Source organism: Nocardiopsis sp. MT53 (genome assembly GCF_019598965.1).
Taxonomy (GTDB): Bacteria; Actinomycetota; Actinomycetes; order Streptosporangiales; family Streptosporangiaceae; genus Nocardiopsis; species Nocardiopsis changdeensis.
This window is the reverse complement of record NZ_CP080599.1, coordinates 6,912,473-6,937,609: the sequence shown is the minus strand read 5'-3', so window position 1 is coordinate 6,937,609 and position 25,137 is coordinate 6,912,473. Positions and strand designations below refer to the sequence as shown.

Annotated in this window: 18 protein-coding genes; 9 read left to right on the top strand and 9 right to left on the bottom strand. The window is 73.5% G+C overall.

Going from position 1 to position 25,137, the window contains the following annotated elements; all coding sequences use genetic code 11:
* Positions 1-68 precede the first annotated feature (68 nt).
* Positions 69-3,440 (top strand): hypothetical protein, encoded by a 3,372-nt coding sequence (locus K1J57_RS30920; RefSeq protein ID WP_220562202.1) that lies wholly within the window; start codon positions 69-71, stop codon positions 3,438-3,440.
* A 40-nt stretch (positions 3,441-3,480) separates the two neighbouring features.
* Here K1J57_RS30920 and K1J57_RS30915 read toward each other — a convergent pair whose 3' ends face one another.
* Positions 3,481-3,708, bottom strand: coding sequence for a hypothetical protein (locus tag K1J57_RS30915; RefSeq protein ID WP_255646732.1), 228 nt, complete (start codon positions 3,706-3,708; stop codon positions 3,481-3,483).
* Positions 3,709-4,247: 539 nt separating this feature from the next.
* Between K1J57_RS30915 and K1J57_RS30910 the strand changes: the two genes are divergently transcribed.
* Positions 4,248-4,466 (top strand): dodecin, encoded by a 219-nt coding sequence (locus K1J57_RS30910; RefSeq protein WP_220562201.1) that lies wholly within the window; start codon positions 4,248-4,250, stop codon positions 4,464-4,466.
* A gap of 87 nt (positions 4,467-4,553) precedes the next feature.
* Here the strand turns inward: K1J57_RS30910 and K1J57_RS30905 are convergent, their stop codons facing one another.
* The 3 genes from K1J57_RS30905 to K1J57_RS30895 form a co-directional block, all read right to left on the bottom strand.
* Complete coding sequence (locus tag K1J57_RS30905; protein WP_220562200.1) at positions 4,554-5,345, bottom strand: hypothetical protein; 792 nt, start codon at positions 5,343-5,345, stop codon at positions 4,554-4,556.
* Positions 5,346-5,499: 154 nt separating this feature from the next.
* On the bottom strand, positions 5,500-6,390 hold the full coding sequence (locus K1J57_RS30900) for a cell wall anchor protein (protein WP_220562199.1): 891 nt from the start codon (positions 6,388-6,390) through the stop codon (positions 5,500-5,502).
* A gap of 204 nt (positions 6,391-6,594) precedes the next feature.
* On the bottom strand, positions 6,595-8,124 hold the full coding sequence (locus K1J57_RS30895) for an LCP family protein (RefSeq protein WP_220562198.1): 1,530 nt from the start codon (positions 8,122-8,124) through the stop codon (positions 6,595-6,597).
* A 494-nt stretch (positions 8,125-8,618) separates the two neighbouring features.
* Between K1J57_RS30895 and K1J57_RS30890 the strand changes: the two genes are divergently transcribed.
* Positions 8,619-9,527, top strand: coding sequence for an Lrp/AsnC family transcriptional regulator (locus K1J57_RS30890; RefSeq protein WP_220562197.1), 909 nt, complete (start codon positions 8,619-8,621; stop codon positions 9,525-9,527).
* Positions 9,528-9,716: 189 nt separating this feature from the next.
* Positions 9,717-10,472 (top strand): RraA family protein, encoded by a 756-nt coding sequence (locus tag K1J57_RS30885; protein WP_220562196.1) that lies wholly within the window; start codon positions 9,717-9,719, stop codon positions 10,470-10,472.
* A gap of 154 nt (positions 10,473-10,626) precedes the next feature.
* Here K1J57_RS30885 and K1J57_RS30880 read toward each other — a convergent pair whose 3' ends face one another.
* The gene (locus K1J57_RS30880; RefSeq protein ID WP_220562195.1) at positions 10,627-11,328 is read right to left on the bottom strand and encodes a FadR/GntR family transcriptional regulator; all 702 of its coding nucleotides are present in this window, start codon (positions 11,326-11,328) and stop codon (positions 10,627-10,629) included.
* A 168-nt stretch (positions 11,329-11,496) separates the two neighbouring features.
* Here K1J57_RS30880 and K1J57_RS30875 point away from each other — a divergent pair, with 168 nt between their 5' ends.
* On the top strand, positions 11,497-12,750 hold the full coding sequence (locus tag K1J57_RS30875; RefSeq protein WP_220562194.1) for an MFS transporter: 1,254 nt from the start codon (positions 11,497-11,499) through the stop codon (positions 12,748-12,750).
* On the opposite strand, the gene K1J57_RS30870 is transcribed toward K1J57_RS30875, so the two are convergent.
* The 3 genes from K1J57_RS30870 to aceA form a co-directional block, all read right to left on the bottom strand.
* Positions 12,747-13,598 (bottom strand): CPBP family intramembrane glutamic endopeptidase, encoded by an 852-nt coding sequence (locus tag K1J57_RS30870; protein WP_370634557.1) that lies wholly within the window; start codon positions 13,596-13,598, stop codon positions 12,747-12,749. The genes K1J57_RS30875 and K1J57_RS30870 overlap by 4 nt on opposite strands.
* Before the next feature lie 173 nt (positions 13,599-13,771).
* On the bottom strand, positions 13,772-14,032 hold the full coding sequence (locus tag K1J57_RS30865) for a hypothetical protein (protein WP_220562193.1): 261 nt from the start codon (positions 14,030-14,032) through the stop codon (positions 13,772-13,774).
* A 297-nt stretch (positions 14,033-14,329) separates the two neighbouring features.
* Positions 14,330-15,628, bottom strand: coding sequence for an isocitrate lyase (gene aceA, locus K1J57_RS30860; RefSeq protein ID WP_220562192.1), 1,299 nt, complete (start codon positions 15,626-15,628; stop codon positions 14,330-14,332).
* A gap of 220 nt (positions 15,629-15,848) precedes the next feature.
* Between aceA and K1J57_RS30855 the strand changes: the two genes are divergently transcribed.
* Positions 15,849-17,291 carry a helix-turn-helix domain-containing protein gene (locus K1J57_RS30855; RefSeq protein ID WP_220562191.1) on the top strand — a complete coding sequence of 481 codons (1,443 nt, stop codon included), beginning with the start codon at positions 15,849-15,851 and terminating at the stop codon, positions 17,289-17,291.
* Positions 17,292-17,381: 90 nt separating this feature from the next.
* Here the strand turns inward: K1J57_RS30855 and K1J57_RS30850 are convergent, their stop codons facing one another.
* Positions 17,382-20,039: a right-handed parallel beta-helix repeat-containing protein gene (locus K1J57_RS30850; RefSeq protein ID WP_255647266.1), complete on the bottom strand. Its 2,658-nt coding sequence runs from the start codon at positions 20,037-20,039 to the stop codon at positions 17,382-17,384.
* An 844-nt stretch (positions 20,040-20,883) separates the two neighbouring features.
* Here K1J57_RS30850 and K1J57_RS30845 point away from each other — a divergent pair.
* From K1J57_RS30845 to K1J57_RS30835, 3 genes are all read left to right on the top strand, one after another.
* A complete protein-coding gene (locus tag K1J57_RS30845; RefSeq protein WP_220562190.1) occupies positions 20,884-22,113 on the top strand; it encodes an acyl-CoA dehydrogenase family protein in 1,230 nt (409 codons plus the stop codon).
* 357 nt (positions 22,114-22,470) lie between these two features.
* The gene (locus tag K1J57_RS30840; protein WP_220562189.1) at positions 22,471-23,946 is read left to right on the top strand and encodes a hypothetical protein; all 1,476 of its coding nucleotides are present in this window, start codon (positions 22,471-22,473) and stop codon (positions 23,944-23,946) included.
* An 80-nt stretch (positions 23,947-24,026) separates the two neighbouring features.
* Positions 24,027-24,965, top strand: a complete 939-nt coding sequence (locus tag K1J57_RS30835; protein ID WP_220562188.1) for a hypothetical protein — start codon at positions 24,027-24,029, stop codon at positions 24,963-24,965.
* The last annotated feature ends 172 nt before the right edge of the window (positions 24,966-25,137 follow it).

Here is a 25,137-nt window from a genome sequence, read left to right as displayed (position 1 = left end):
GCGATGCGGTCCCCGTCCCCCATCATGAGCGCCATGACGATCAGGAAGGGCGGTCTCCGCCCGGGCCTTTGAGCCCCACCGAGCCGGCGCAGGCGTCGGCCCACGAGCTTCTGTCCACCGTCGAACCCCTCTCCTGCGCCGCGCGGATGCGCGCCCTGGCGGACTTCGCCCGCCGGCACGCGGGAACCCCGGAACTCTCCGCGGTCGTCCGCGACCTGGAGGCCGACGGCCCGGGGACCGGGTTCGCCCCGCACGCCCGACGGGCGTTCGCCTCCCACCTGGCGCTGGTGTCCCGCGACCTGAACGCGGTCGCCCGCCACCTCGCCTCGCCCCACCCGGACCTGCGCCGCGCCGCCCTGCGCGCCGTGCGCACGCTCCCGGTCCCGGACGAGGCGGTGCTCCCCGTCCTGCGCGACGCGCCCACCGGGCTGCGGCGCGCCCTCTACCGCACCCTGTTCCACGCCCGCCGCACGGTTCTGGCCGACCGACTGCTGCCCGTCGTCCGCCGCGACCACGGCGCCCCCGAGGCCGCCGTCCTCCTCCCGGCCTGCTCCGCGCGGGCCGTCGCCGACCACCTGCCCGGCCTCGCCCACGCGGTCCGGTCCTGGAGCAGGCTCGCCCGCCGCCACCCCGACACCCTGGTCGCGTACCTGCGCGCCCTGGTCGGGGAACCGGACCGGAGGGCGCTGAGCGCCCTCGACCCGGTCCGCCCCGCCGCGGTCGCCGAACTCGCCGACCAGGACGCACGGCGGTGGCCGAACCTCTACCCGCACGCCGCCCGCCTCCGGAGCGGGGGCGACGAGCACTCCTACCCGTCCCGCTACCCGATGACGCCCTACGGCGACCGCAGCGTCCGGTCCCTGCTGCGCCTCATGCGCCAGTGGCCCGACCAGGCCCGGGTCGTCCTGAGCGCCATGGAACCCGCCGTGCGCACTCCCTACCTGGAGCGCTTCCTCGCCCGCCGCGACCACCTCTCCCACGCGGCGGTCCTCGCCCACCTCGACCTCGCCCCCGCGGACCTGGCCGAACGCGAGGCCCGGACCGTCCTGGAACAGATCCGCCGGACCCAGCGGTGGCGGCTCCGGTACGGCGACCCGTACCAGGACCTGGACGCCCTGGCCTTCCTGCCCTACGCCGAGGTCGCGGACGAGCTCGACCGGGCCGCGGCCTCCGGCGACGCCGGGCGCCGGGCCCGCGGCCTGGCCGCCCTGGTCGCCGCCGCGGGCCGCACGGGGGACCCGGGGACGGTCGCCGGCGTCCTGCTCACCCGCGCGGAGCGGGCGCGCGCCGAACGCGATCCGGTGCGCCGGGTCCTGCTGCGCTCGGTGGCCGGCCTCCCGGCGCCCCTGCTCGGGGAGGCGCTCCCGGCCCTGGAGAGGTTGCTGGCCGACACCGTTCAGAGCCGTGACACGAGCGCGGACACCCGGCGGGCGCTGCGGGACATCGCGACCCGCCTGCTGCGCCACCCGGACACCGGCGCGGACGCCGCCTCCTGGGCCCTGGACGTGTACGTGCGCCTGATCGAGCGGTTCGGCGTGGACGGCCTGGACCCGTGGGGGCGCCCCCGCGCCAACCCGCCCTGGTGGGCGGGGCGCCGGAAGGGGGGCGCGGCCGAACTCGAACCCCACCTGGACCAGGTGCTCCCCGCCGGACTGGAGACCGACCTGTACCGGCGGGCGGCCCCGGTGCTGGACGCCGCCCGCGGCCGCGGCGACCACGCCCCCACCGTCCAAGCGGCCTACGAACTGGGCGGCCGGGTCCGGAACCTGCCGGAGCTGGGCGCACACCTGCGCTCGGCGGCCCTGGAGGCGGAGGATCCGGCCGTGGCGGAGCGGGCGGCGACGCTGTACCTGTCCGGGCCGGACGCGGCGGACCGGGCCTGGGACCTCGTCGAGACCGCCCCGGACACCGTCTGGCTGCCGCGCGTCCGGCACCTCCTCGTCCGCACGCGGCCCACCGCCGACGTCCTGGCGGCCCTGGCCGCCTCCCCCTCCTGGATCCCGGACGCCGACCGGAGGGCGGCTTCGCGGTGGCCGGTGCGGCTGACCGCGGCCCTGGCCGACCGCCTGACGGCCGTCGCGGCCGACCCGGCCTTCGGGACCGACGACCGGGAGCGGGCGCTGCTGAGCCTGGGCGACCTTCCCCGCACGGCCCACCGGCTGCGGCCCTTCCTGGACGGGGACGACATCGTCCTGCGCGAGGCCGCGCTGTCCGCGCTGGGCCGCAGCGGCGACCGGACGCTGGGCCTGATCCTGCGGGGCGCGGACGGCCCGCAGTCGCGGGCCGCCGGCCCGGCGCTGTCGCGCCAGGCGTCGGCCACCCCGCCCGCGGAACTCGGCCCGGCCCTGGCCGGCGCCCTCGCGGGCCCCGCCAAGGTCACCGTCCGCAAGACGGCGGCGCGCCTGCTCGGACACCACCGTCCCCCGGGCGCGGTCGGGCACCTGGTCCGCGCGCTGGACACCGAGGGGCTGCACCGCGACGTGCGCGCCGCGGTGGTGGGCGCCCTGGTCCACTGCCTGGACGACCCGGCGGCGCTCCCGGCGCTGGCCCGGCACGCCCCGTCCTTCACCGAGACCGAGCTGCAGCTGGCCTTCCTGGCCCCGGGGCCCCGGTCCTGCCCGCCGGAGCACCGGAAGGCCGTGGCGTCCCTGGTGGACGCGCTGCCCGACCCGGACGCGCGCCACTGGCGGCTCAACGGCTGGGCCGCCCGCTGGACGCCCTGGGCGCCGGCAGCGGACACCGACGCGCTCGTCGACGCCCTCTGCGACATGGACCGGCCCTTCGAGCGGTCCCACGCGCGGATCGCGGCCCTGTGGAGGCGGGGGATCGCCCTCGACCGCGGGGACGAGGTGGTCCGCCGCCTGCTCGCCCTCGTCCCGCGGGGCGCTCCGCCCGTAGCGGTCCCGAGGGGGGAGGACACCCCGCACCGCAGGCTCGTCGCCCTGCTCGTGGTGCTCGCGGGCCGACCCGCCACGAGGCCGCCGCACGGCGTCCTGGAGGCCCTGGAATCCCGTGAGGAGTACCGGGTGGAGGCGGGACGGCTGATCGTACGGTGGATCCGGGAGCTGGTCCGGGCCGATGGAGGGGCCTCCGTGGAGGAGCTCGCCGGGCTGATGCTGCGGTACCTCCGGGCGGGCGGCCTGAGCGTGCGAGGGGAGGGAGACGGGGTGAACGTGTTCGAGGGGATGCTGCGCGACGGCCGCACCGGCACCGAGGTCCCGGACGGGATCGCCGCCGAGGTCTGCGCCCGTCTCCTGGACGCGGCGGAGCGGGAGGAGCCCCGGGCCCGGGACCGGGTGGGGCGGGCCGTTCTGGGAATGGTCGGCCGGGTCGTGCGCGAGCGGGGCTGGGCGGACCCCTGGCCCGCGCTGCTCACCCGTGTCGCGGAACTGGGCGACCCCGCCCTGCGCGCCGCCGCCTGGCGGCTGGCCGCCGACTGATCCGGGCCGGGCCCGGGGCGCCGAGCCCCGGGCCCTGGGCTCAGCCCTCGGAGCCGTCCAGCTCGTCGAGGGGCAGCGTCTCACGGAGGAACCCGCGCAGCCGGAGGAAGTCCTCCAGGTAGGCGCGGTGCTCGTCGCAGGCGGTCCACACCTTGCGCCGGTCCGGGGTGTGCAGCTTGGGGTTGTTCCACGCCAGGGCCCACACCGCCGCTTCACGGCAGCCGCGCCGTGAGCAGATCACGGCCTCGGCCCGCTCGGAATCACTCAACGCCACCCCCGGGGAAGAAAGAGAACGGACGCCCGGTCCACGGGCGGCAACGGCAGGCTAGGGGAAGCGGGCCGGAAAAGACAAAAGGCGACGCCGGGTGGCTACGGGGGCAAACCACCCGGCGTCGCATGCGATGTTCCGACGGGGGCTCGAAACATCGTCCCGCGCTCCGACGGGGGACCGGAGCGCCAAGACCCAATGTACACCGCCACCCCCGGGGGTACGTCAAGAGTCAGTTACGACGTTGTCTCGGGAGAGTCCCGGCGCTCGAAGGACTTAAGTCCCAGGTCAGGGCTTATATGCCCATTCTGTGGGGCCTCTGGGAGCGTGACGGAGGAGACGTCCGTGCCCTCTTGGTAACAGAAATCCCAACAGGGTCCAAAGTCCTTATCCGTACCGGGTCAAGTGCCGCGTCCGTTCCCTTCCCCCGCGCGGCGTGCACGAACGGGGCCGGTGTGACGGGCGGGGAATGTGGGCAGGCAGGTGGTCGGGGCCGGCCCGCGGGGCCGCGCGCAACCGATCAGTCAGGGGGTCCACACATGTCCGGACACACCTACCGGGTCACTGAGATCGTCGGCACGTCGCCCGAGGGGGTCACCGAGGCGATCCACAACGGGATCGAACGGGCGTCGAGCACGCTGCGCGGGCTCGACTGGTTCGAGGTCACCGAGGTCCGCGGCCACATCGAGGACGGCCGCATCGCACACTTCCAGGTGGGCCTCAAGGTCGGTTTCCGGCTGGAGGAGCCGCAGGAGTAGCAGCGCCGCCGGACGGCGGCGGGGCCGGGCGGGGGAGTCGTCCCCCGCCCGGCCCCGTACGTTCCGGTCGGCCCCGGCCGGCGCCGGTCAGCGCTCCTCGGACGGGTCGCTGCCGCGCTGCACGTCCACGTGCACGTGGTCCAGGTGCCGCAGGATCTCGTTGTCGGGGTCGGCCTCGTAGTCGCGCCACCCCAGCGACGGGTAGTAGGTGCTCCAGATGCGGTCGTCGAAGATGATGACGTCGATCTCGTAGTCGGGCGCGTGCGCGATCAGCCAGTGCGCCATGACCCAGCCCGCGCGCCGGTTGTCCTCGTTGACCGGGCGGTAGAAGATGTCCAGCGCCCGCCCCTCGTAGTGCGCCGACCGCTCGCCGTGGCCGGTGCTGTAGCCCCCGGGCACGAAGCCGCCCAGGCTGAGGCCGGAGAAGTGCTCCTCCACGCCGTCCTTGAGGTTCTGCGCCCGGGGCGTCAGGCCCGAGGGCTCCAGGTCGGGTTCCAGGACCAGGTCGCGGTTCTTGACGGAACGGCAGGTCAGCGAGGGTCCGGCGTCGTCCTCGGGGCCGTTCGTCAGGACGTCCATCACGGCATCGGGGATGTCGTCGGTGTCGGGCGCCTCCACGGGCGCGTCGTCGCCCTGGACGGCGACCGCGGCGGCGGTGGTGGCCCGCCGCGCCTGGTCGCGTTCGAGGCGGACGGTGTCCTCGCCGGTCCACACGGAGCACTCGGGGCCCCAGGGTGTGGAGATCGGGAAGGCGATCTCGCCCCGCTGTACGGCCCAGCGGGTGCCCAGGGCCGCGAGGGCGGCCAGGATGACGAGGATGCCCACGGCCAGGAGGACGCCGTTCCAGCGCCGCTCCCGTCGTACGGGTCTGTGTGCCATGCCCCTTGTGCCCTTCGCTCGTGCCGGGCGGTGGCCGCCCGGCGCGGGTTCCAGAGTGGTCAACTCCTCAGGAGATGCTCAGATTTCCGGCACAATGGACATTTTTCCCACATTGTCGATCGCCCACCCGTGGGAACGCGGGCCGGGGCGGCGCTCAGCGCACCGACCACAGCACCAGCAGGCCGCCCGCCACCAGGGTCACCGCCCAGATCCGGTCCATGGTGACCCCCTTCCACCGCAGTGCGTGGACCCCGAGGAAATCGTGCGCGACCAGCGCCGCCGCGGTGCAGGCGGCCAGCATCGCCGCGGTGTGCACCCCCGCCGCGAGCAGCCCGGTGAGCGTCGCGTCCCACAGGTCCCACACCCCGTCCCCCGGCACGTCCCCCACCCCGGGCCCCGCCGATCCGTCCGCCTCGGCCGACCCGTCCGCCTCTGGGGCCTGGGCGCTCTCCGCCGATCCGTTTGCTTCCGGGGTCCGGGCGCCCTCCGCCCCGGGCTCCGCTGCCCCGTCCGCCTCTGCGGTTCGGTCACCCTCCGCTGCCCCATGCGCCTCGGCCGCCCCGCCGGGCTCACCGGCCCCCGTGGCCGCCGGGGCCGCGGCGCCGTGGCCGGCGTGGCCGCCGCCGTGGCCCGTGCCGCCGTGCGAGGTCCGCCCCGCCAGCACCGGCATGAGCATCAGCCCCGCGCCGTGCGCCGAGGCCATGACGAACGACCAGGCCGCCAGCTGCCAGGGCGGCAGCCGGATCTCCATCCGGTGGACGTGGCGGCGCCACAGCAGCATCACCAGTCCCACCAGCACGATCACCCCGCCCCCGACCACGGGGAAGAGCACGGACGCGGTCACCGACCCGGTGACGGTGATCGCCACCGCGGCGGCCGCGACGCTCACCGCGTGGCCTGCGGCGATCGGGGGCAGCGCGCGCAGCACCGCGCCGCGACCGCCCTCCTGGAGGCCCCGGGCCACCGCCAGCATCCAGCCCATGCCCGGGTGCAGGCCGTGGAAGGCGCCCAACGCGACGAGGGTCAGAAGCTGAGCGGAGGTCACGGCGTCAGGTTCACACGCACCGGGGGAGCGGGCAACGGCCCGCCGCGGGCTGACCGACAGCGGTCACCTTGTGTGTCCGCGGTTTCACGCGGGGTCCGAGCGGGCAACCGCGCCGCCCCCGTGTCCCCGCGGCCCCGCCGATCCGGAGGTGAACGCCGGAGGGCGCCGACCGGAACCCGGTCGGCGCCCTCCACTGTCCTCAGGTCAGGGGCACAGGGCGTTGAGGTCGCTGGCCTCCTCGCCCACCTGGCGGCCCGGGTCGGCCGGGGACGGCTCGTCCAGGCCGGTGTACTCCTGCCACTCGGTGCGGTCGTCGCCGGTGCCCTCCCCGGCACCCTCCTCGCCCGCGGTGGCCGGGTCCGACGGGCTCGGGCCGTCGGAGGGCAGCTCGTCGCCCTCCGGGCCACCGGCCGAGATCGTCTCGGCGACCAGGGCACGGATCGCGTCCCAGTCCGGGTTCGCCGTGTTGACCTGCGGCGGGGAGAGCTGCAGCGTGCTCATCTCGCCGGTGTCGGTCACCAGGTCCGCCAGCTCCACGAACGCGGGCACCTTCGACTGCGGGATGTCCGTGCTCAGCGTCCGCTGCGTGGCGCCGGCCAGCTCCCGGTAGCTGGTGAGGATGGTGGTGGGCTCCACCTGCTCGGTCACGTACTTGATGAGGCAGCCCTGCCGCCCCATCCGGCCGTAGTCGTCGCTGTTCACCCGCGAGCGCCCGTACCAGAGCGCCTCGTGGCCGTCGAGCACCCGCACCCCGGGCTCCAGGACGCCGCCGTGGACGCCGTAGGGGATGGGCTCCTCGATCTTCACCCGGATCCCGCCGATGGCGTCGATGAGGTCCTGGAAGCCCCTCATGTCGACCATCGCGTAGTAGGAGATGTCCAGGTCCAGGTTGTAGCCGATGACGGCCTTGAGGGTGTCGGCCGACGGGTCGGGCACGCGCGGGTTGACCGCCAGCTCGTCGGGCTCCTCGGCGACCGTCTGGTAGACGTCGTTGAGGAGCAGGTCGAACCCGTAGGGCTCGGGGTAGCGCTCGGCCAGCGCACTGCCCTCGGGGAAGTGCACGTTCTCCAGGTTGCGGGGCAGGCCGATCAGCACCGCCTCGCCGGTGTGGGGGTCCAGGCTGGCGACGATCATCGTGTCCGTGCGGACGCCGTACCGGTTGTCCGCCGAGTCCGAGCCGATCAGCAGCACGTTGACCCGGTCGGCCCCGTCCCAGGGGTCGGCGGCGTTGTGCGGGGGCAGGTCCTCCCGCTCGGGGCCGCCGAAGATGTTGTTGAGCGCCTCGTACGCGGTGTACCCGCCGTGCAGGGCCAGCGCCGAGGGCGCCGCCACCGTCAGGCACAGCAGGACCACCACGGCGCCGCTGAGCAGGCGGGCGCCCGTGGTCGCCCCGGGGGGCCGGGTGATGACCCACGAGTGCACGATGACGGTCAGCCACAGCACCGCCACGACGAACACGACGCCCATGGCGGTCATCAGCCAGCTGCTGCGCAGGGCCAGGCTCGCCACGGACGTCAGAGTGCCCGCGTCGGAGCGCCCCAGGCTCAGCGCCCACACCGCCAGGGCCGCGATCCCGGCCAGGTACAGGCCCATGATGACCCCGCCCGCCACCCTGCGGCGCATCCGCAGGTGGGCGATGCCCGGAAGGGGGACCGCGGCGGCGGTCCACAGCAGGGCCCCGGCCGTGCTCGGGCGCGCGGGTGCCCCGTCCTGTTGCTCGTCCTCCGCTGCCACCGACGATTCCTCTCCAGGGGTCGGCCTTCCGGCCCCGTACTCTCCATTGTTCCCCGCCGCCGGACCGTTCGCGGTCATCGGGCACCGCTGCCGAACGGGTCCTCGACTCCCGGCGGGAGCCTCCGGGACGGAACGCGGAGGGCCACGCGCGGGCCCGGGGCGGACCGGGGTCCGCCGTCGGGGCCGGCCGCCTCCGCCACGGGGTGCGGGGTGCCCCCGGGGGTGTCGCGCCGACACGTGTGATCAGTGTGGCGCTTTGTCGGAGTTGTGTGCACGGCTACTCCCTCATTAGGGATGTTCTATACAAGTCTGTTATGTGGCGCAGACGCCGCCGATGGGGCATTGCGCGGACCCTTCCGGCCGTTCAAAGGGGTGAATCAGCCGATTTCTTTCTCGATCGGTAGTGATGGCGGCGCCGTAGCTGCGATGATCTGGCCGCAGGAGGGGGCGCCGTCCGGGGGAAGGGCGGCGTCATGGGAACGAAAGGCACCATTGTGCTCGATGCGGTTGACGCGGCGCTGATGCGCGCGTTGCAGGGGGACGGCAGAGCGACGTTCCAGGCACTGGCCGACGGGGTCGGCCTCTCACGTACGGCGGTGCGCGCCCGCGTGCGCCAGCTGGTCCAGTCGGGGGCGATCAGGATCGTCGGCGTCCTGCACGCCGGTGTGGTGGGCATGGAGGTCCTCGGCCATGTGTCGTTCCGTGTCACGGGACCGGTGGGTCCCTTGCTGGACGCTCTGGGGGAGCGCGAGGCGGTGACCTTCGCCGCGCAGACGGCGGGCAGGTTCCCCGCCGTCGCCCATGTCAGGGTGGCCGATGACGGCGCCCTGACCAAGGAGCTCGCCGAGTTGCGCGCGTTGCCGGGGGTGGACGGCGCGGAGGTGTTCCGGGCCGGGTCGGTGTTCAAGGACGCCCACAGCAGCGTGCGCGAACTGCGCGACGTCGAGTTGGACGCCCTGGACTGGCGACTGGTTCGCAGGCTGCTGCGCGACGGCCGGGCCTCGTACGCGGACCTGGCGCGCCAGGTGGGGCTGTCCCAGGCGGCGGCCCGCTCCCGGGTGGTGCGCCTGCTGGACTCGGGGGTGATCCACGTGACCGCGGTCGTGGAGCCGACGGCGATGGGCGCCAACGAGCAGCTGGGGTTCGGCCTGCGCTGCCGGGGCGACGCCGAGGCGCTGGGGACGGGGCTGGCGAACCTGCCCCGGGTGTCGTTCCTGGCCAGCGGGTTCGGCCGCTACGACGTGGTCGGGACGCTCAGCGCCCCCGACCGCTGCCGCCTGGTGGAGGCGCTGGAGGGCGTCCGCTCGACCTCGGGGGTGTCCCACGTGGAGACGTGGGAGCACCTGTCGGTCCGCAAGGAGCGCCGGGGAGGGGACCGCGAACTGGAGTGGATCCCGGGCTAGGGCCGGCCGGGGGCGGCCGTCGGACGCGCGAAATGTAACCAGCGGTAGCATTTTTACGTGTTTCCGTCCCGTACGCCTTGCATCACGCTTAAGTTACCCGTGAGTATGGAAGGGGTCGGTTCCAACCGGCCGCACCGGGCGCGGGTGTAGTGGGAGGCTGACGTGGCGCTTGCGGACACACTGACGGCTGTGGGGACTGTGGCGTTGGCCAGGTGCGGCGGCCGCCCCTTCGGTACGCACCTCTTCTCCGTCTGGCCCGGGGCGTCGTTCGCGGCGACCGCCTTCCCGGTGCGCTGCACCCCCGGCGACAACCTCGCCATCCACGTGGCCGTCGCCCAGGCCCCGCCTGGGTCGGCCCTGGTCGTCGACGTGTCCGGGGAGTCGGAGTACGGCTACGTCGACGAGATCCTCGCCGTGGCGGCGCGGGCCCGCGGCGTGCGCGGCATCGTCCTGGACGGGTGCGTGCGCGACGTCGCCGCCATCGCCCGCTGCGAGCTGCCCGTGTTCGGCGCGGGGGTCGCGGTGCGCGAGGCCCGCCCCGAGGCCGGCGGCTCGGTCGGCGACCCGATCGCCATGACGGCCGCGGGACCGGTCCCGCTCGCGGTGCGCCGGGGCGACTGGATCGTGGCCGACGACGACGGCGTGGTGTGCCTGCCCCGGGGGCAGGTCAGCGCCATCATCACCGAGACGATGGACAGCATCACCCGCGAACAGGAGATCATCGACGCCGTGTGCGCGGGGGAGAGCACCCTGGACCTGCTCGGCCTGGACCCGTCCCGGGTCAGCGGCTGGGAGGGCGGGGCGGACGCCCGCGGCCGCCGGGCCGGAGCGCGGCCCCGGACCCTGGGTCCCCGCCGCGAGGTCCCGGCCCGCGGCGCCGGGGGCGAGGCGGGCCGGTCGCGGCTGCCCTCCCGGCCCGCGGTGGGCGACTCCTACGGCGACTGAGCCCGCCGGGGCGCGGAGGGCCGCTGCGGCCCGGGACGCCGTCACGTACCGTGCGCACCACCGGCACCACAAAAAACTTCGGCCCCATCGGACGCGGCGCGGCCCCGGTCCCCGGAGGACGTTCCCGGGACCGGGGCCGAGGCGTGCGGAGGCCTCACTCCTCGGTGAGCGACAGCAGCTCGTCGATGTAGCAGGTGGCCTCGCGGACCGCGGCCGCCGGATCGGCGGAGCGGATCGCCTCGGTGAGCTTGGAGTGGTCGATGCCGTCCCCCGAGGGGGTGGGGTCGACGTCCTCCTTCTGGTTCTGCTCGTAGGCGGTGTGCGCGATGCTCGCGTGCACGACCTGCGCGATGTCGTCGTAGAGGTCGATGAGCAGCGTGTTGTGGGTGGCGTTGACGACCGCCCGGTGGAACGCGAAGTCGGCCTCCACGAACGCGCTCATGTTCCGCTCGCGCCAGGTCGCCTCGCGCAGGCCCATGGCCCGGTCGATGTCGGCCATGTCCTCCTCGGTGTGGCGCAGCGCTGCCAGGCGGGCGGCCTCCACCTCCAGGGCGCGGCGCACCTCCAGGTTCTCGCGCAGGCGCGAGCGCTCCAGGCGGCGGCGCAGGGCCCCGCCGAGTTCGCTGGAGGCGCGCACGAACGTGCCCGCCCCCTGGCGGATCTCCAGCAGGCCGGCGTGGGCGAGGGCGCGCACGGCCTCGCGCACCGTGTTGCGTCCCACCTCCAACTGCTCGGACAGCTCCGACTCGGTGGGGATGCGGTCGCCGATGCCCCATTCACCCGAGTCGATCTGCGCTCGTAACTGACTGATGACCTGGTCGACTAGACCGGTCCGGCGTGTCGAGGCGAGGGGCACGCTTTTACCTCCTAGGGGCGGGTCGCCGGATGACAGGGCCAGCGTACGGGTGCGGGTCGGTTAAAGCCGGAGCTTAGACCAGTCCCGTACGGGAATTGGTCTCGGACGGCAATGCGTTATCCTCATGCAGTACATCGGGTCATCCTACGAATATGTGAGCCGCCCTACATGAGTACCCGAGTCGTTCCCCGAAGCAGCGATTTGAACACCACCCCCGACGCCCCAGGCCGCCCCGGCGCCGGGGCGCTCCTCCTCATCGCCGCCGGCATCGCCCTGGCCGCGCTCAACCTGCGCACCGCCATCACCAGTGTGGGCCCCCTCCTCGACGAGGTCACCGCGGGCCTGGGCATGACCGCCGTGGGCGCCGGAGTCCTCACCACCCTCCCCGTGCTGAGCTTCGCCCTCTTCGGCGGGCTCACCCCCGCCCTGTCCCGCCGACTCGGGTCGCACCTGCTCCTGCTGCTGGCCCTGGCCGCCGTCACCGTCGGCCTGGCCGGGCGCGCCCTGGCCGACTCCCCGGCCCTGTTCCTCGTGCTGAGCGTGCTGGCGCTGTCCGGCGGCGCGGTCGGCAACGTGATCCTCCCCGCCCTGGTCAAGCAGCACTTCCCGCACCGCGTCGGGCTGATGACCACCGTGTACACCACCGCCCTGGCCCTGGGCACCACCATCGCCGCGGCCGCCACCGTGCCCATGTACGAGTCGACCGGGCAGTGGCGCGTCGCCCTGGGCTCCTACGCCCTGTTCGGCCTGGTCGCCGCCCTGCCGTGGCTGGTCACCCTGCGCCACCGGCCCGCCCCCGGCGACGGCGCGCGGGCGCTGGGCTTCCGCCGGGTGCTCTCCACCGGCGTCGGGCTCCAGGCGATGCTGTACTTCGGCACCCAGTCCTCGATCGCCTACATCATGTTCGGCTGGTACGCGCAGATGCTGCGCGACGAGGGCATGAGCGCCCAGAGCGCCGGGCTGGCCCTGTCGTACCTGACCCTGCTGGGCATCCCCATGTCCCTGGTGCTGCCCACCCTGCTGACCCGGGTGCGCGACCAGCGGCCGTTCGTGCTGATGTTCGCGGCGGCCTACCTGGTGGGCCTGGCCGGCCTGTGGATCTCGCCGCTGGACGGCGTGTGGGCGTGGACCACCCTGATCGGCATCGGTATGGGCAGCTTCGTCTACGCCCTCACCTCGTTCGCGCTGCGCACCCGCACCGGCGAGGGAACGGCGGCGCTGTCGGCCACCAGCCAGAGCCTGGGCTACCTCATGGGCGGCGCCGGACCCTTCCTGTTCGGCCTGCTGCACGAGCTGACCGGGGGGTGGCACGCGCCGCTGCTGCTGGTCCTGGTGCTGGTCCTGGGCAACATCGCCTCCGGCTGGCTGCTGGGGCGCCCCCGCTACCTGGAGGACGCCCTCGCCGCCCGGGACGACGCCTAGGAGGGCAGCCAGTCCAGGCGGCCGACGAGGTACACCGAGCCGACGAACGCCACGATGTCGATGACGGTGTGTGCCACCACGAGCGGCATCACCCGGCCGTAGCGGTGGTAGAACCAGCCGAAGACCAGGCCCATGACCAGGTTGCCGAAGAACATGCCCACGCCCTGGTACAGGTGGTAGAAGGCCCGCAGCACCGAGCTGGCGACCACCGCCTTCCAGGGCGTCCAGCCCAGCTGCCCCAGCCGGTGCAGTAGGTAGCCGACGACGATGACCTCCTCCAGGATGCCGTTCTTGGCCGCCTGGAGGACGAGCACGGGGACGTCCCACCAGTTGCCCTCCAGGGCGCTGGGGGCGATGGTGACGGTCATGCCCAGCCGCCACGAGACCACGTAGACGGCCAGGCCGCCCGCCCCGATCAGGGCCGCCAGCACGGTGCCCGACCGCAGGTCGAACCAGGGGCGGCGCAGGTCGAACCCGATGGTGCGCATCGACTCCGCGGAGCGGTGCAGCAGGTAGCCGGCCAGCAGCACCGGGGCCAGGCCCACCGCCACCCGGTACAGCTGCCAGGACAGGTCCAGCCACGGCCGCTGGTCGGCCTGGGGGCGGACGAGGCTGGCGGTGTGCTCGGCCAGGGACTCGGGTGCGGTGAGCACCCCGAGGAAGGAGATGACCGCCGACACCGCCGAGGCGCCCAGCGACAGTGCCAGCAGGCACACGATCTCCCAGCGCAGGGTGGTCGCCCCCGGCAGGGCGGGGGCGGTCGGGCGCGCGGTGTCCGGTGTCCGGGCGTCCCCGGCGGCCGGGGTGTCCTCGGGCGGCCGCCGGTCGGAGTGGATCTCGTCTCTCACGCAACGCAATCTACGCGCCCCGCGCGCCTGCTCGCGCTCCGGCGGTGTCCGCAGGTCGCGGCTCCGGTGCACGCCGGACCGCGGCGGACGGCCGCCACGGCCCCCGCGCCCCCGTCCGGCGGGGGCGCGGGGGCGCTCACAGTGACGAGGGGCGCGGGCGCCGGGGGAGCGGGTCAGTCGTCCCCGTCCTGGTCGCCGTCGTCCCCGTCGTTGCCGTCGTCGTTCCCGTCATTGCCGTCATCGCCGTCGTCGTCCCCGCCGCCGCCGTTGCCGCCGTCGCCGCCGTCCTCCTGGCCCTGCTCGGCGTCATCGTCGTCTCCGCCGCCGAGGTCGCAGGCGGTCGCGCCCAGCGTCACGGCGCCGGCCAGGGTCAGGGCGGCCAGCAGCGCGCGCAGCGACGCCCACCACGGGCGCGGGGTGTCGGGAAGTGTCACGGGTCCCTCCGCATCTCCTCCGCCGGGCCGGGGCCGGCCCGTGCGTTGTTCAGCCTAGGGGCGGGGGCCCCGCCGGGCCGGGAACGCGGCCGTGTCCGGCCACCGGTCCCGCGGCCGGGTCCCGGACACGCTCCGGCGGCCGCCTCCAGGGGATGGGAGGCGGCCGCCGACAAGCCGCCGGCCATGCGCGTGTGACACGGAGCGCGCATGGCCGACGGCTAGGGGGTGGCGGTCGTCCCGCCCCGCCCCAGCCACGAAAGCGGGGAGGGACGACCGCCGGGGAACGGAAGACCAGGGTCAGTGAGCCGCTGAGAACTGGTCTTCCTCGGTGGAGCCGGTGAGAGCCGTGGTGCTGGCCTCGGGGGAGATGGTCGTGCTGATGGTGTCGAAGTAGCCGGTGCCGACCTCGCGCTGGTGGCGGGTCGCGGTGTAGCCCTCGGCCTCCGCCGCGAACTCGGCCTCCTGCAGCTCGACGTACGAGGTCATCCCGTTCCGGGCGTAGCCCTTGGCCAGGTTGAACATCGAGTAGTTGAGCGAGTGGAAGCCCGCCAGGGTGATGAACTGGAACTTGTAGCCCATGTGGCCCAGCTCGCGCTGGAACTTCGCGATGGTCGCGTCGTCCAGGTGCCGCTTCCAGTTGAAGGACGGCGAGCAGTTGTAGGCCAGCATCTGGTCCGGGTACTCGGCCTTGATGCGCTCGGCGAAGTTGCGGGCGACCTCCAGGTCCGGGGTCGCGGTCTCCATCCAGAGCAGGTCGGAGTGCGGGGCGTAGGCCAGGCCGCGGGCGACGCAGGCGTCGACGCCGTTGCGGAAGCGGTAGAAGCCCTCGGCGGTGCGCTCGCCGGTGACGAAGGGCTGGTCGCGCTCGTCGATGTCGCTGGTGATCAGCGTGGCGGCCTGCGCGTCGGTGCGGGCGATGACCAGCGAGGGGACGCCGGCGACGTCGGCGGCCAGGCGCGCGGCGTTCAGCGTCTTGACGTGCTGGCCCGTGGGGATGAGGACCTTGCCGCCCAGGTGGCCGCACTTCTTCTCGGAGGCCAGCTGGTCCTCCCAGTGCACGCCCGCCGCGCCGGAGGCGATCATGCCGCGCATGAGCTCGTAGGCGTTCAGGACGCCGCCGAAGCCGGCCTCGGCGTCGGCGACGATCGGGGCGAGCCAGTGCGGGGCGCTGTCGTCGCCCTCGGCCCAGGTGATCTGGTCGGCGCGCATCAGGGCGTTGTTGATGCGGCGGACGACGGCCGGGACGGAGTTGGCCGGGTAGAGGCTCTGGTCCGGGTAGGTGTTGCCCGACAGGTTGGCGTCGGCCGCGACCTGCCAGCCGGAGAGGTAGATGGCCTTGAGGCCGGCGCGGACCTGCTGGACCGCCTGGTTGCCGGTGAGGGCGCCGAGGCTGTTGACGTAGTCCTCGGTGTGCAGCAGGTTCCACAGGCGCTCGGCACCGAGGCGGGCCAGCGTGTGCTCCTCGGTGACCGAACCGCGGAGCTTGATCACCTGGTCGGCGGAGTAGGTGCGCTCGATCCCGGCCCACCGGGGGTCGGTCTCCCACTCCCGCTGGAGTGCCGCGCTGGCTTCCTGTCGTCGAGCGCTGGTGCTCATGTGCGTTCCCGCCTTACGTGTAGTCCCCAAGGTGTTCGCACCGGTCGAGGGGAGGCCCTGCCCGGGGCCAGGGGGTGAGCCCTGGGCGGTAAGTTCCCCGCCGGTAACTATGATTCTTGGTGAAGATCCAAGCCTTTTCCACTCGAAATCGGGTGAAGATCGTTGTTTCTTTCCGTACCATGAACCCATGGCGTACTTTGGTGCTGAAGAAATACCGTCTTTGACAGGTGACCTAGATCTCGTCACCTTCGGCCAGCGGCTCCGTCATCTCCGCCGGGCGCGCGGCCTGACCCTCTCCGACCTGGGAGAACGCGTGGGCAGGGCGCCTTCACAGCTCTCCCTGCTGGAGAACGGAAAACGCGAGCCCAAGCTCTCCCTCCTCACGTCCCTCGCCTCCGCCCTCGGCGTCTCCGTCGAGGAACTCCTCTCCAAGCAGCCCCCCAGCCGGCGCGCGCAGCTGGAGATCGCGGTCGAGGAGGCCCAGCGCGACCCCGTCTACCAGACCCTCAACCTCCCCCACCTCAAGGTCGGCAAGCGGGTCCCCAACGACGTGCTCGAGCACATCGTGGGCCTGTACGACGAGCTCAAGCGCCGCAGCGCCAAGCCCACCGCCACCCCCGAGGAGGCCCGCCGGGCCAACGCGGACCTGCGCCGCCAGATGCGCGAGCGCGGCAACTACTTCGAGCACATCGAGAAGGCCGCGGCCGAGACCCTCGACGCCGTCAACTACAGCGCGGGCGCCCTCTCCCAGGGCCAGATCCTCGCCATCGCCACCCACCACGGGTTCAGCCTCCGCTACGTCCAGGACCTGCCCCGCTCGGTGCGCTCCCTCACCGACCACGTCAACCGGCGCATCTACCTCAAGCGCGAGACCACCCTGGGCATGCACAGCCCGCGCACGATCCTGCTGCAGACCCTGGGCCACGTCGTGCTGGGCCACCAGAAGCCCAAGGACTTCGGCGACTTCCTGCGCCAGCGGGTGGAGGCCAACTACTTCGCGGCGGCCGTCCTCATCCCCGAGTCCACCTCGGTCACCTACCTCCAGGAGGCCAAGCACGCCCGCGACCTGTCCGTCGAGGACCTGCGCGACGTCTACTCGGTGTCCTACGAGATGGCGGCGCACCGGTTCACCAACCTCGCGTACCGCCACCTCGACCTGGTCTGCCACTTCATCCGCAACGACGAGACCGGCATCATCTACAAGGCCTACGAGAACGACGGGCTGGTCTTCCCCACCGACGAGACCGGCGCCATCGAGGGCCAGCGCATGTGCCGCCAGTGGTCGGGGCGCCAGGTGTTCGCCTCCCCGGACCGGTACTCGATCTACTACCAGTACACCGACAAGCCCAACGGCACCCACTGGTGCGTGGCGCACGTCGACCCCAGCCGGGAGCGCAACTTCGCGATCACCCTGGGCGTGCCCTACAAGGAGTCGCGCTGGTTCCGGGGGCGGGAGACCACCAACCGCACCAAGTCCAACTGCCCCGGCGGCGAGTGCTGCGTGCGCCCGCCCGCGGAGATGGCCGCCCGCTGGGAGGGCAACGTGTGGCCGTCGGCGCGCGCCCACTCGCACGTCCTGTCGGCGCTGCCCTCGGGCACCTTCCCGGGCGTGGACGAGCACGACGTCTACACGTTCCTGGAGAAGTACGCCCACGAGGACTGACCCCGGGACCGGGCCGCTCCGCCCCGGTACGGACGCGGACGGGCCCGCCCGGAGAACCGGGCGGGCCCTGGTCTGCGCCGAACGGGTCGGCTACAGCTCGACCTCGTTGCCGCCGATGGTCACCACGAGCCGGCCGTCGGAGGCGAAGCTCCAGTCCAGCGACCCGGAGTACTGGGAGCAGCGGGAACCGTTGGAACCGTTCCAGAACTGGTTCGAGCCGTCGGCGTCACCCTCGTAGCGGTCGTTCGAGCCGCCGTCGCACGAGGTGTTGCCCCGGAACACCGACGAACCGCCGTCGAACTGGAAGTTGCGCTCCTCGTTGCCGACGCCCAGGTTGTTCGACACGGTCAGGCTGCCGGGGTTCGAGTTGTAGGTGAACCCGTGCTTGCCGTTGCCGAAGGCGATGCTGTGGGTGATGGTGTGGTCCACGGCGATGTCCGAGCCCCCGAGCTTGAACCCGTTGCGGTCGCCGTTGGAGTGCTGGGAGCCGTCCGAGAGCGAACCGTTCTCCAGCGCCAGGGAGTGCTCGATGGTCACCTCGCCGATGGGCCCGGTGTCCGACTTCGCGTACAGGTCGTACCCGTCGTCGATGTTGTTGTACGCCACCGTGTAGCGGAACACGTTGCCGTCCCCGACGGTGAGCTTGGGGGCGAACCCGTCGGCGTCCTCGCCGTCGGAGTCGGCGTTGTCGTGCGAGACCGAGGTGACGATGAGGTTGTTCGCGGGCCACTCCGACCGGGGAGCCCCGGCGGTGTACCGGGCCAGCTGGAGTCCGCTGTCGCGGTTGAACCGGGTGGTCACCCGCTCGATGACGTTGTCGCTGCCGCCCAGCAGGATGCCGTTGTCGCCGGCGCGCTGGACGATGAGGCCGTTGACGTGCCACCGGTCCCCGCCGATGGCGAGCCCGCGGTTGGCCGGGTCCTCGCTCTGCGCCGAGAAGTCCAGCACCGGGGTCTCGCCGGGGTAGGCGAACAGCTCGTTGCGGTCGCCCGACAGACCGTCGTTCCCCGGCTCGATGTGCACCGTCTCGGAGAAGTCGTAGGTGCCGCCGCGCATGTAGATCGTCCCGCCGGGCTCGATCCGGTCGATCGCCGAGGTGAGCGTCGTCGGGTCGGACTCGGTGCCGGGGGCACCGGCGCTCCCGTCCGGGGCCACGAAGAGCTCGTCGCCCGAGGGCTGGGGGGTCTGGCCGCCGCCGTCGCCGTCACCGTCACCGTCGCCGCCTCCGTCACCGCCGCCGGACGGGGTTCCGGCGTAGGTCTCGAACTCGGCGACGCGGGGGGTGCCGTTCGAACCGGTGATCTCGAAGTCGATCTTGCTCAGCGCCGTCGGGGCGAAGGTGATGACGCCCGCCCCGCTGCCGGTCGCCAGGACGTTGCCGGTGTCGTGGTCGACGACCCGCCACGAGCCGATGGCGCCCTCGGCGCCCGCCGCCTCGCGGATGTTGATCGCGGACACCGTGGTGTCGGCGCCCCACTTGACCGAGATGCGCCCGGTCGAGCCGCTCGGCGACCAGTAGGTGCCCATGTCGCCGTCGATGACGTTCCCGAAGCTGGTGCCGGAGCCCTTGCTGGAGCCGTCGGCGCCGGCGCCGATGCTGAGGTTGGTCCCGTCGGGGGGATCGGTGGGCTCCGGGTCGGTCGGTTCCGGGTCGGTCGGCTCGGGGTCCGTGGGCTCGGGGTCGGTCGGCTCCTGTCCGGCGCACTCGCCGTCCGAGACCCGGTTGCCCTTGCCCGCGCCGGCGATCTCACCGAGCATCGCGGGCACGCAGTCGGCGTCGTCGAGCTCGTAGGAGTAGGGGATGCTCACCGACGTGTTGGACCGCGGGTCGGGTCCGGCGGGGTAGTTCTCGTCGCCCTGGGCGGACCAGGTCACGTTGTCGAAGACGTTGCCGCCGACCTCCCAGGAGCCCCTCTCGTTGGTGTAGAAGGTGCCCAGGACGTCCTTGGAGTCCTCGAAGTAGTTGTTCTCCACCTTCGCGCTCGCCCCGGCCCGGGAGTTGATCCCGGACTCCGCGATGTCGACGTAGTGGTTGTTGTACATGTGCCCGACGCCGCCGCGCAGCAGGGGCGTGCGCGAGTCGATGTTCTCGTACACGTTGTGGTGGTACGTGACGAAGCCGTTGGAGCGGTCGCTCTCGCTGGACCCCACCAGGCCGCCGCGGCCGGAGTTGCGCAGGACGCTGTAGGAGAGGGTGACGTACTTGGTGTCGTTCTTCATGTCGAAGAGGCCGTCGTAGCCCTCCGACTCCCCGCCTGACGCCTCCAGGGTGACGTGGTCGACCCAGACGTTGCGCACGCCCGACTCCATACCGATGGCGTCGCCGCCGTTCGACGTGGGGGAGCCGGACTTCTTGACGTTCCGGACGGTCACGTTCTGGATGATGATGTTGCTGGACCCCCGGATGTGGATGCCCAGCTGGTCGAACACGGCTCCGCTGCCGACGCCCACGATCGTGACGTTGCTGATGTTCTTGAGCTCGATCACGCCGGCGGCCGTCTCGCAGCCGTCGCCCGACACCTTCGAGGTGTTGCCGTGGTTGATGGTCCCCTCGACCTCGATGATGACCGGGGTGGAGGTGTCGGGCCGCTCGCACAGGGCCTCGTGGATCTGGGTGCCGGTCGTGGCGCGAACGGTCTGCCCGCCCGCGCCTCCGGTCGTCCCGCCGTTCTGAGTCGCGTAGCCCGTGGCCTCGCCGGTCTGCGCCGAGGCCAGGGACATCGGCAGGGCCAGGCCGGCGGCGACCATGGCCGTCGCCGCCAGCGTCGATACCAGCCGACGCGTGCTTGTTCGTCTCACCGTTTCCCCTTTCTGGGGGACGAGTGTGGGGTGTGTCTCATTCGAGAGTTAAGGAAAGCGCTTTCCCCGTCAAGGGGGTCAATCGACCTTTTCTGGGAAACCCGGATGACGCGAGTGCGTCGTGCGCCCGTAACCAGCGATTCCGCGGAATTCGACGTGGAATTTAGGATCCGGTACCAAAGAGGACGCGATCGGGGCCGCCCTCCCGTGGTCGTTCGAGGACTCGATTCGATCCCTCCACCAGCCCCCATGGCTCTCGGTGCCGTGGTGCTCACCCCGGTCGGGCAAGGCCGGCCCGTATCTCCGTCGGCTTCCGGGGCCTTCGGGAGGGGATGCGGAAATGCCCGAGTGGTCCGGGTCGAGGGTCCGTTCGAGATGTTTCGGGGGTCCATTCACGGGCCGAATGTAACGGAAAGCGCTATCCCTCGAATCGGCCTCGGGTTCCGGTGGATGAAGCCCGCACGACCTGCGCGTTCGGGGTCAGAGGGGCTCCCTGTTCGGTTGGGCGGTGGAGGTGGACGGGCGCGACGGGTGGTGGATCGGTCGGCTCGGGGCGCGATATAGGCAAGCGCTCTCCAGAGATTCCTTCGGGCGGGGGCCGGTCGGGCTTCGTCGGGGCGCCCGCGCCCGCCCGTTCGCGGGTGCCCGGGTGGCCGTGCGTGCGGGCCTCCGCCGGGGTGGCGGCGTCGGCGCCGGGTGGCGATTGTGCCCGGCCACCCTTGGTGTTACCGTTGGTAACACGAGCTGAACCTCCCCCTCCTCCCCCGGAGGGTCCGACAAAGGATGTAAGCGCATGAGTGAGGCCACCGCGCCCGCCTTCAGCCTGGAACCGAGCGAGGACATCCGCGAGGTCCGGGACTGGGCCCACGGGTTCGCCGCCGACGTCATCCGCCCCGCCGCCGCCGAATGGGACGAGCGGGAGGAGACCCCCTGGCCGATCATCCAGGAGGCCGCCAAGATCGGCCTCTACTCCCTCGACTTCTTCGCCAACCAGTGGCTGGAGCCCAGCGGCCTGGGCATCCCGGTCGCCTTCGAGGAGCTGTACTGGGGCGACCCGGGCATCGCGCTGGCCATCACCGGTACCGGCCTGGCCGCCGTCTCCGTCGCCGCCAACGGCACCCAGGAGCAGATCTTCGAGTGGACGCCGCAGATGTTCGGCACCGCCGACGACATCAAGCTCGCCGCGTTCTGCTCCTCCGAGCCCGACGCGGGCAGTGACGTCTCCGCCATCAGGACCCGCGCCGTCTACGACGAGGCCAAGGACGAGTGGGTCCTCAACGGCACCAAGACGTGGGCCACCAACGGCGGCATCGCCGACATCCACGTGGTCGTCGCCTCCGTCGACCCCGAACTGGGCTCGCGCGGGCAGGCCACCTTCATCGTCCCGCCGAACACCCCCGGCCTGAGCCAGGGGCAGAAGTTCGCCAAGCACGGCATCCGCGCCTCCCACACCGCCGAGGTGGTCCTGGACGACGTGCGCATCCCCGGCGCCTGCCTGCTGGGCGGCAAGGAGAAGCTCGACGAGCGCATCGCCCGCGCCCGTGAGGGGCGGCGCTCCAAGGGCCAGGCCGCGATGAAGACCTTCGAGGCCTCCCGGCCCACCGTCGGCGCCATGGCCGTGGGCTGCGCCCGCGCCGCCTACGAGTACGCCCTGGAGTACGCCACCCAGCGCGAGCAGTTCGGCAGGCCCATCGGCGAGAACCAGGGCGTGGCCTTCCTGCTCGCCGAGATGGCCACCCGCATCGACGCCGCCCGCCTGCTGGTGTGGCGCGCCGCCTGGATGGCCCGCAACGGCAAGGACTTCGACAACGCGCAGGGCTCCATGAGCAAGCTCTACGCCAGCGAGACCGCGACCTTCGTGACCCAGAACGCGGTGCGCATCCTGGGCGGCAACGGCTACACGCGGGAGTACCCCGTGGAGCGTTGGCACCGCGACGCCACGATTTTTACCATCTTCGAGGGCGCCAGCGAGATCCAGAAGCTCATCATCGGCCGCGCGGTCACCGGTCTGCCCGTGCGCTGACGTCCGCGCCGGTCAGGGGGTTCCGGCCGCGCGGGGGCCGGTTCCCGCCGCCGCGGCCGCGAGCCGCGCCGCCGTCCCGTGGGACGGCGGCGCCCGCCCGGCGGGGCGCTCCGACGGGGACCCCGGTCCCCGGCCCCGCCGGGCCGTACGGCCCCGGGGCGGGTGCGGCGGGTTTCCCTGTCGCCGCACCCGCCCCGGGGCCCGTCCGCGCGGTGCCCGCCCTCCCGCGTACGGCGCCCCGCTCCGCCCGGCCCGCCGCCTCCGCCCCTCCGGGACGGGGACCGCCCGGGGCCGCGTCCGGGGCAGAGGGCCTTCGCCGCTTCGTGCCCGGGGCGCGGATGTGCCAGGATTCCGGGTATGCCCGGCACCGCACCCCCCGCCGACCCGCGCCCCGCGTCCGCTCTGGCCGTACTCGGCGCGCTCCTGGACCGCTCCCTGGTGCAGATCGAGGACGCCACCGCGGACGCCCGGTTCCACGACCGGGAGACCGTCCGCGCCGCCGCGGATGTCTGGGACGACAACACCCGAGCCCTCTTCGTCTCCGCCCTGGGCCGCACCCGCCGCGCCCGGGACCGGCGCGCCCGCCGGGCCCTGCGGTGGATGGCCGACCTCGGCCCCGCACGCCGGGCCTGGATGGCGGCGAGCGCCGCCGAGGCCGGGTACGACATCGGCGCATTGGTACCGCCCGCGCGGACCTCCGGCGACCCGGGCCCCGCGGCCGCCCCGGTGACCGGCGGCGTCGCCGAAGGGCTGGCCGCCGACCACCGCCTGGACACGGCCACCGTCAGCACGTTCTCGGTGGAGCGGCGGGGCACCCGGCTGACCGCCCGGGTCGTCCTCACGGCGGAGCGCGCCCGCCCCGGGCCGGAGGAGGGCGAGGGGACGGCCGACCTGGTCGTGCGCCTGCCCGAGGTGGACGAGGTCCGCTTCGACACCCGCGACGTTCCCGGCGCCCGCCTGTCCTGCGACCACTACGGGGTCACGGTCGCCTTCGGCGACGGCCTGCTGCGCGGGCCCGCCGCCACGGTGGAGGTCCGCAGGGAGGCCCGGGGTCCGGGGCTGCCGGCGGCCACCCGGAGCTGGTCGCCCCCGCCCCGGCCCTCTCCCGAACCCGCCCGAAGACGGGACCGGGGCCGCGAGGCGCGTCCCCTCACGGGGGAGGTCTCCGGGCCCGCCGCCCGGGCCGTCTGCCATCTGCTGGTCTGGACGATGATCAGGATCCGCTCGTCCGGCGGCCATCCCGGCCGGAGCACGACCCCGGTGCCCGCGCTGTGCCGGGCCCTGGCCGGCGCGGGCGCGGACATCGCCGCGGCCGCGGCGCACTTCACCCCGGGGCGGCGCGAACGGGCCTTCCGCGACCTGGCCCTGGCCTGGGTCCGCCGCGGCGGACCCGAGACGGCCGCCCACTTCGACCGGGCGCTGGACGCGGTGTCCCGCTCCTCGGGCATCGACGAGCTGGAGGCGGCCCGGCGGCTCGCCCGCGAACTGCGCGGGCGGGACAGCGCCCCGGAGCCGCGGACCGCTCCGAGTCGGGACCTCGACGTGCCCTCCGCCGCCGCCCTGCGCCTGGTCTCCTACACCGCCGGGCGGTCGTGGGAGGAAGGCGCCCTGAAGCCCGACGCCACCGTCCACCTGGCGGCCCCCGCCGACCCCGCCGACCCGGGGGAGCCCTGGCGGCTGCGGGTCCTCACCGCCCGCGCGCCCGACCGCGTGCGGGTGTCCACCCCGGCGTTCCGCGGCACCCTGCGGCCGCGCACCATCGACGACCACGACGGCCGCGCCACCCTGGTCGCGGCGGACGGGGCCCTGGAGGTCCGGGGCAGCTGGCACTGAGCACCGGCCGGCGCTCCGCCGGGGGACCCGCCCTAGGCTTGCGGCGGACCGCCGACCCGGCTCCGCGAGGAGGGAACCGCGTGCACGCCGCACTGACCGTCGCGCTCGACCACCGGCCCGTGCCGGGGGAGGACCTCCTGAGCGGTCTGGAGGCCGCCCTGGAGCCGGTGCTCGCCCCCTTCGACATGGAACTCGAAGTCCCCCCGTACCGCGACTACGAGTACGAGGACTGGGAGGAGGAGTACCGCTGGGCGGTGGAGTACTTCACCGCGCACCCCGACCGGCGTCCGGACCCCTTCGACCCGAACGACCGCCTCTCGCTGCTCAGCGCCCTCCTGTACACGCCGGTGCACCGGGATCCGGCCGACGGCCGCCTCTACGCCGTGACCACCGACAACCCCCGCGCGCAGTGGGACTACTGGTCGATCGGCGGCAGGTACCCGGGCATGCTCCCGGTGTCCGACCCCGATGACCCCCGGGTGCTGCCCGGCCGGGCGGGGCCCCGGGAGGAGCACGGGCCCTGGCCGGCCACCGGCGCCCCCGTGCGGCTGCTCGCCCTCGGGGAGCAGCGCGCGCGGAAGGCCGCCCGGGCGGCCCGGGACTGGGACCGGGCCCACCGCATCCTGACGGAGCACCCGTTCCCCGTGCGGCTGAGGGAGCTGGTCGCGGGGGCGAAGGGAGAGGAGCGGCAGCGGGCCCGCGCCCGCTACTTCGCCCAGCCCGCGGTGCGCGGGCTGATCGACGCCGGGCTGGCGGGCGATCTGGACTGCTCCATCGATGTGTACGACCGCCCCCGGGAGGAGTACGTCGCCGACGCCCGCGACGGGGTCGGCCTCGGCTTCGCCTTCCTGGACCTGGACGGCACCTGGTACGACCCCGACTCCCAGGCCGGGGTGCGGGCGCCGATCACCCACGGGAACCGGATCGACCGCCGCCGAGCCCACCTGGACCGGGTGGTGCCGCTGCTGGACGCGCTGCCCGGCGACGCCTACGTGGTCACCGTGGACTACCACTCCTGACCGGGGCCGCCGCGGTGTCCGTGATGCCGGCGGTGTCCGCGACATCCGCGGCGTCCAGGGCGTTCGTGATGTCGGCGGCGTTCGCAGCGTCCACGGCGTTCGGGACCGCACGGCCGCCGTTCCCGAGGGGGACGGCGGGACCGCCCTGTCGGGGCCGCGCGGAACGAGGCGT

Excerpts from the sequence above, each read along its gene's own strand:
- aceA (WP_220562192.1), bottom strand. The coding sequence starts at position 15,628 with ATGAGCACCAGCGCTCGACGACAGGAAGCCAGCGCGGCACTCCAGCGG.
- K1J57_RS30875 (WP_220562194.1), top strand. The coding sequence starts at position 11,497 with ATGAGTACCCGAGTCGTTCCCCGAAGCAGCGATTTGAACACCACCCCC.
- K1J57_RS30845 (WP_220562190.1), top strand. The coding sequence starts at position 20,884 with ATGAGTGAGGCCACCGCGCCCGCCTTCAGCCTGGAACCGAGCGAGGAC.
- K1J57_RS30905 (WP_220562200.1), bottom strand. The coding sequence starts at position 5,345 with ATGGCACACAGACCCGTACGACGGGAGCGGCGCTGGAACGGCGTCCTC.
- K1J57_RS30910 (WP_220562201.1), top strand. The coding sequence starts at position 4,248 with ATGTCCGGACACACCTACCGGGTCACTGAGATCGTCGGCACGTCGCCC.
- K1J57_RS30840 (WP_220562189.1), top strand. The coding sequence starts at position 22,471 with ATGCCCGGCACCGCACCCCCCGCCGACCCGCGCCCCGCGTCCGCTCTG.
- K1J57_RS30850 (WP_255647266.1), bottom strand. The coding sequence starts at position 20,039 with ATGGTCGCCGCCGGCCTGGCCCTGCCGATGTCCCTGGCCTCGGCGCAG.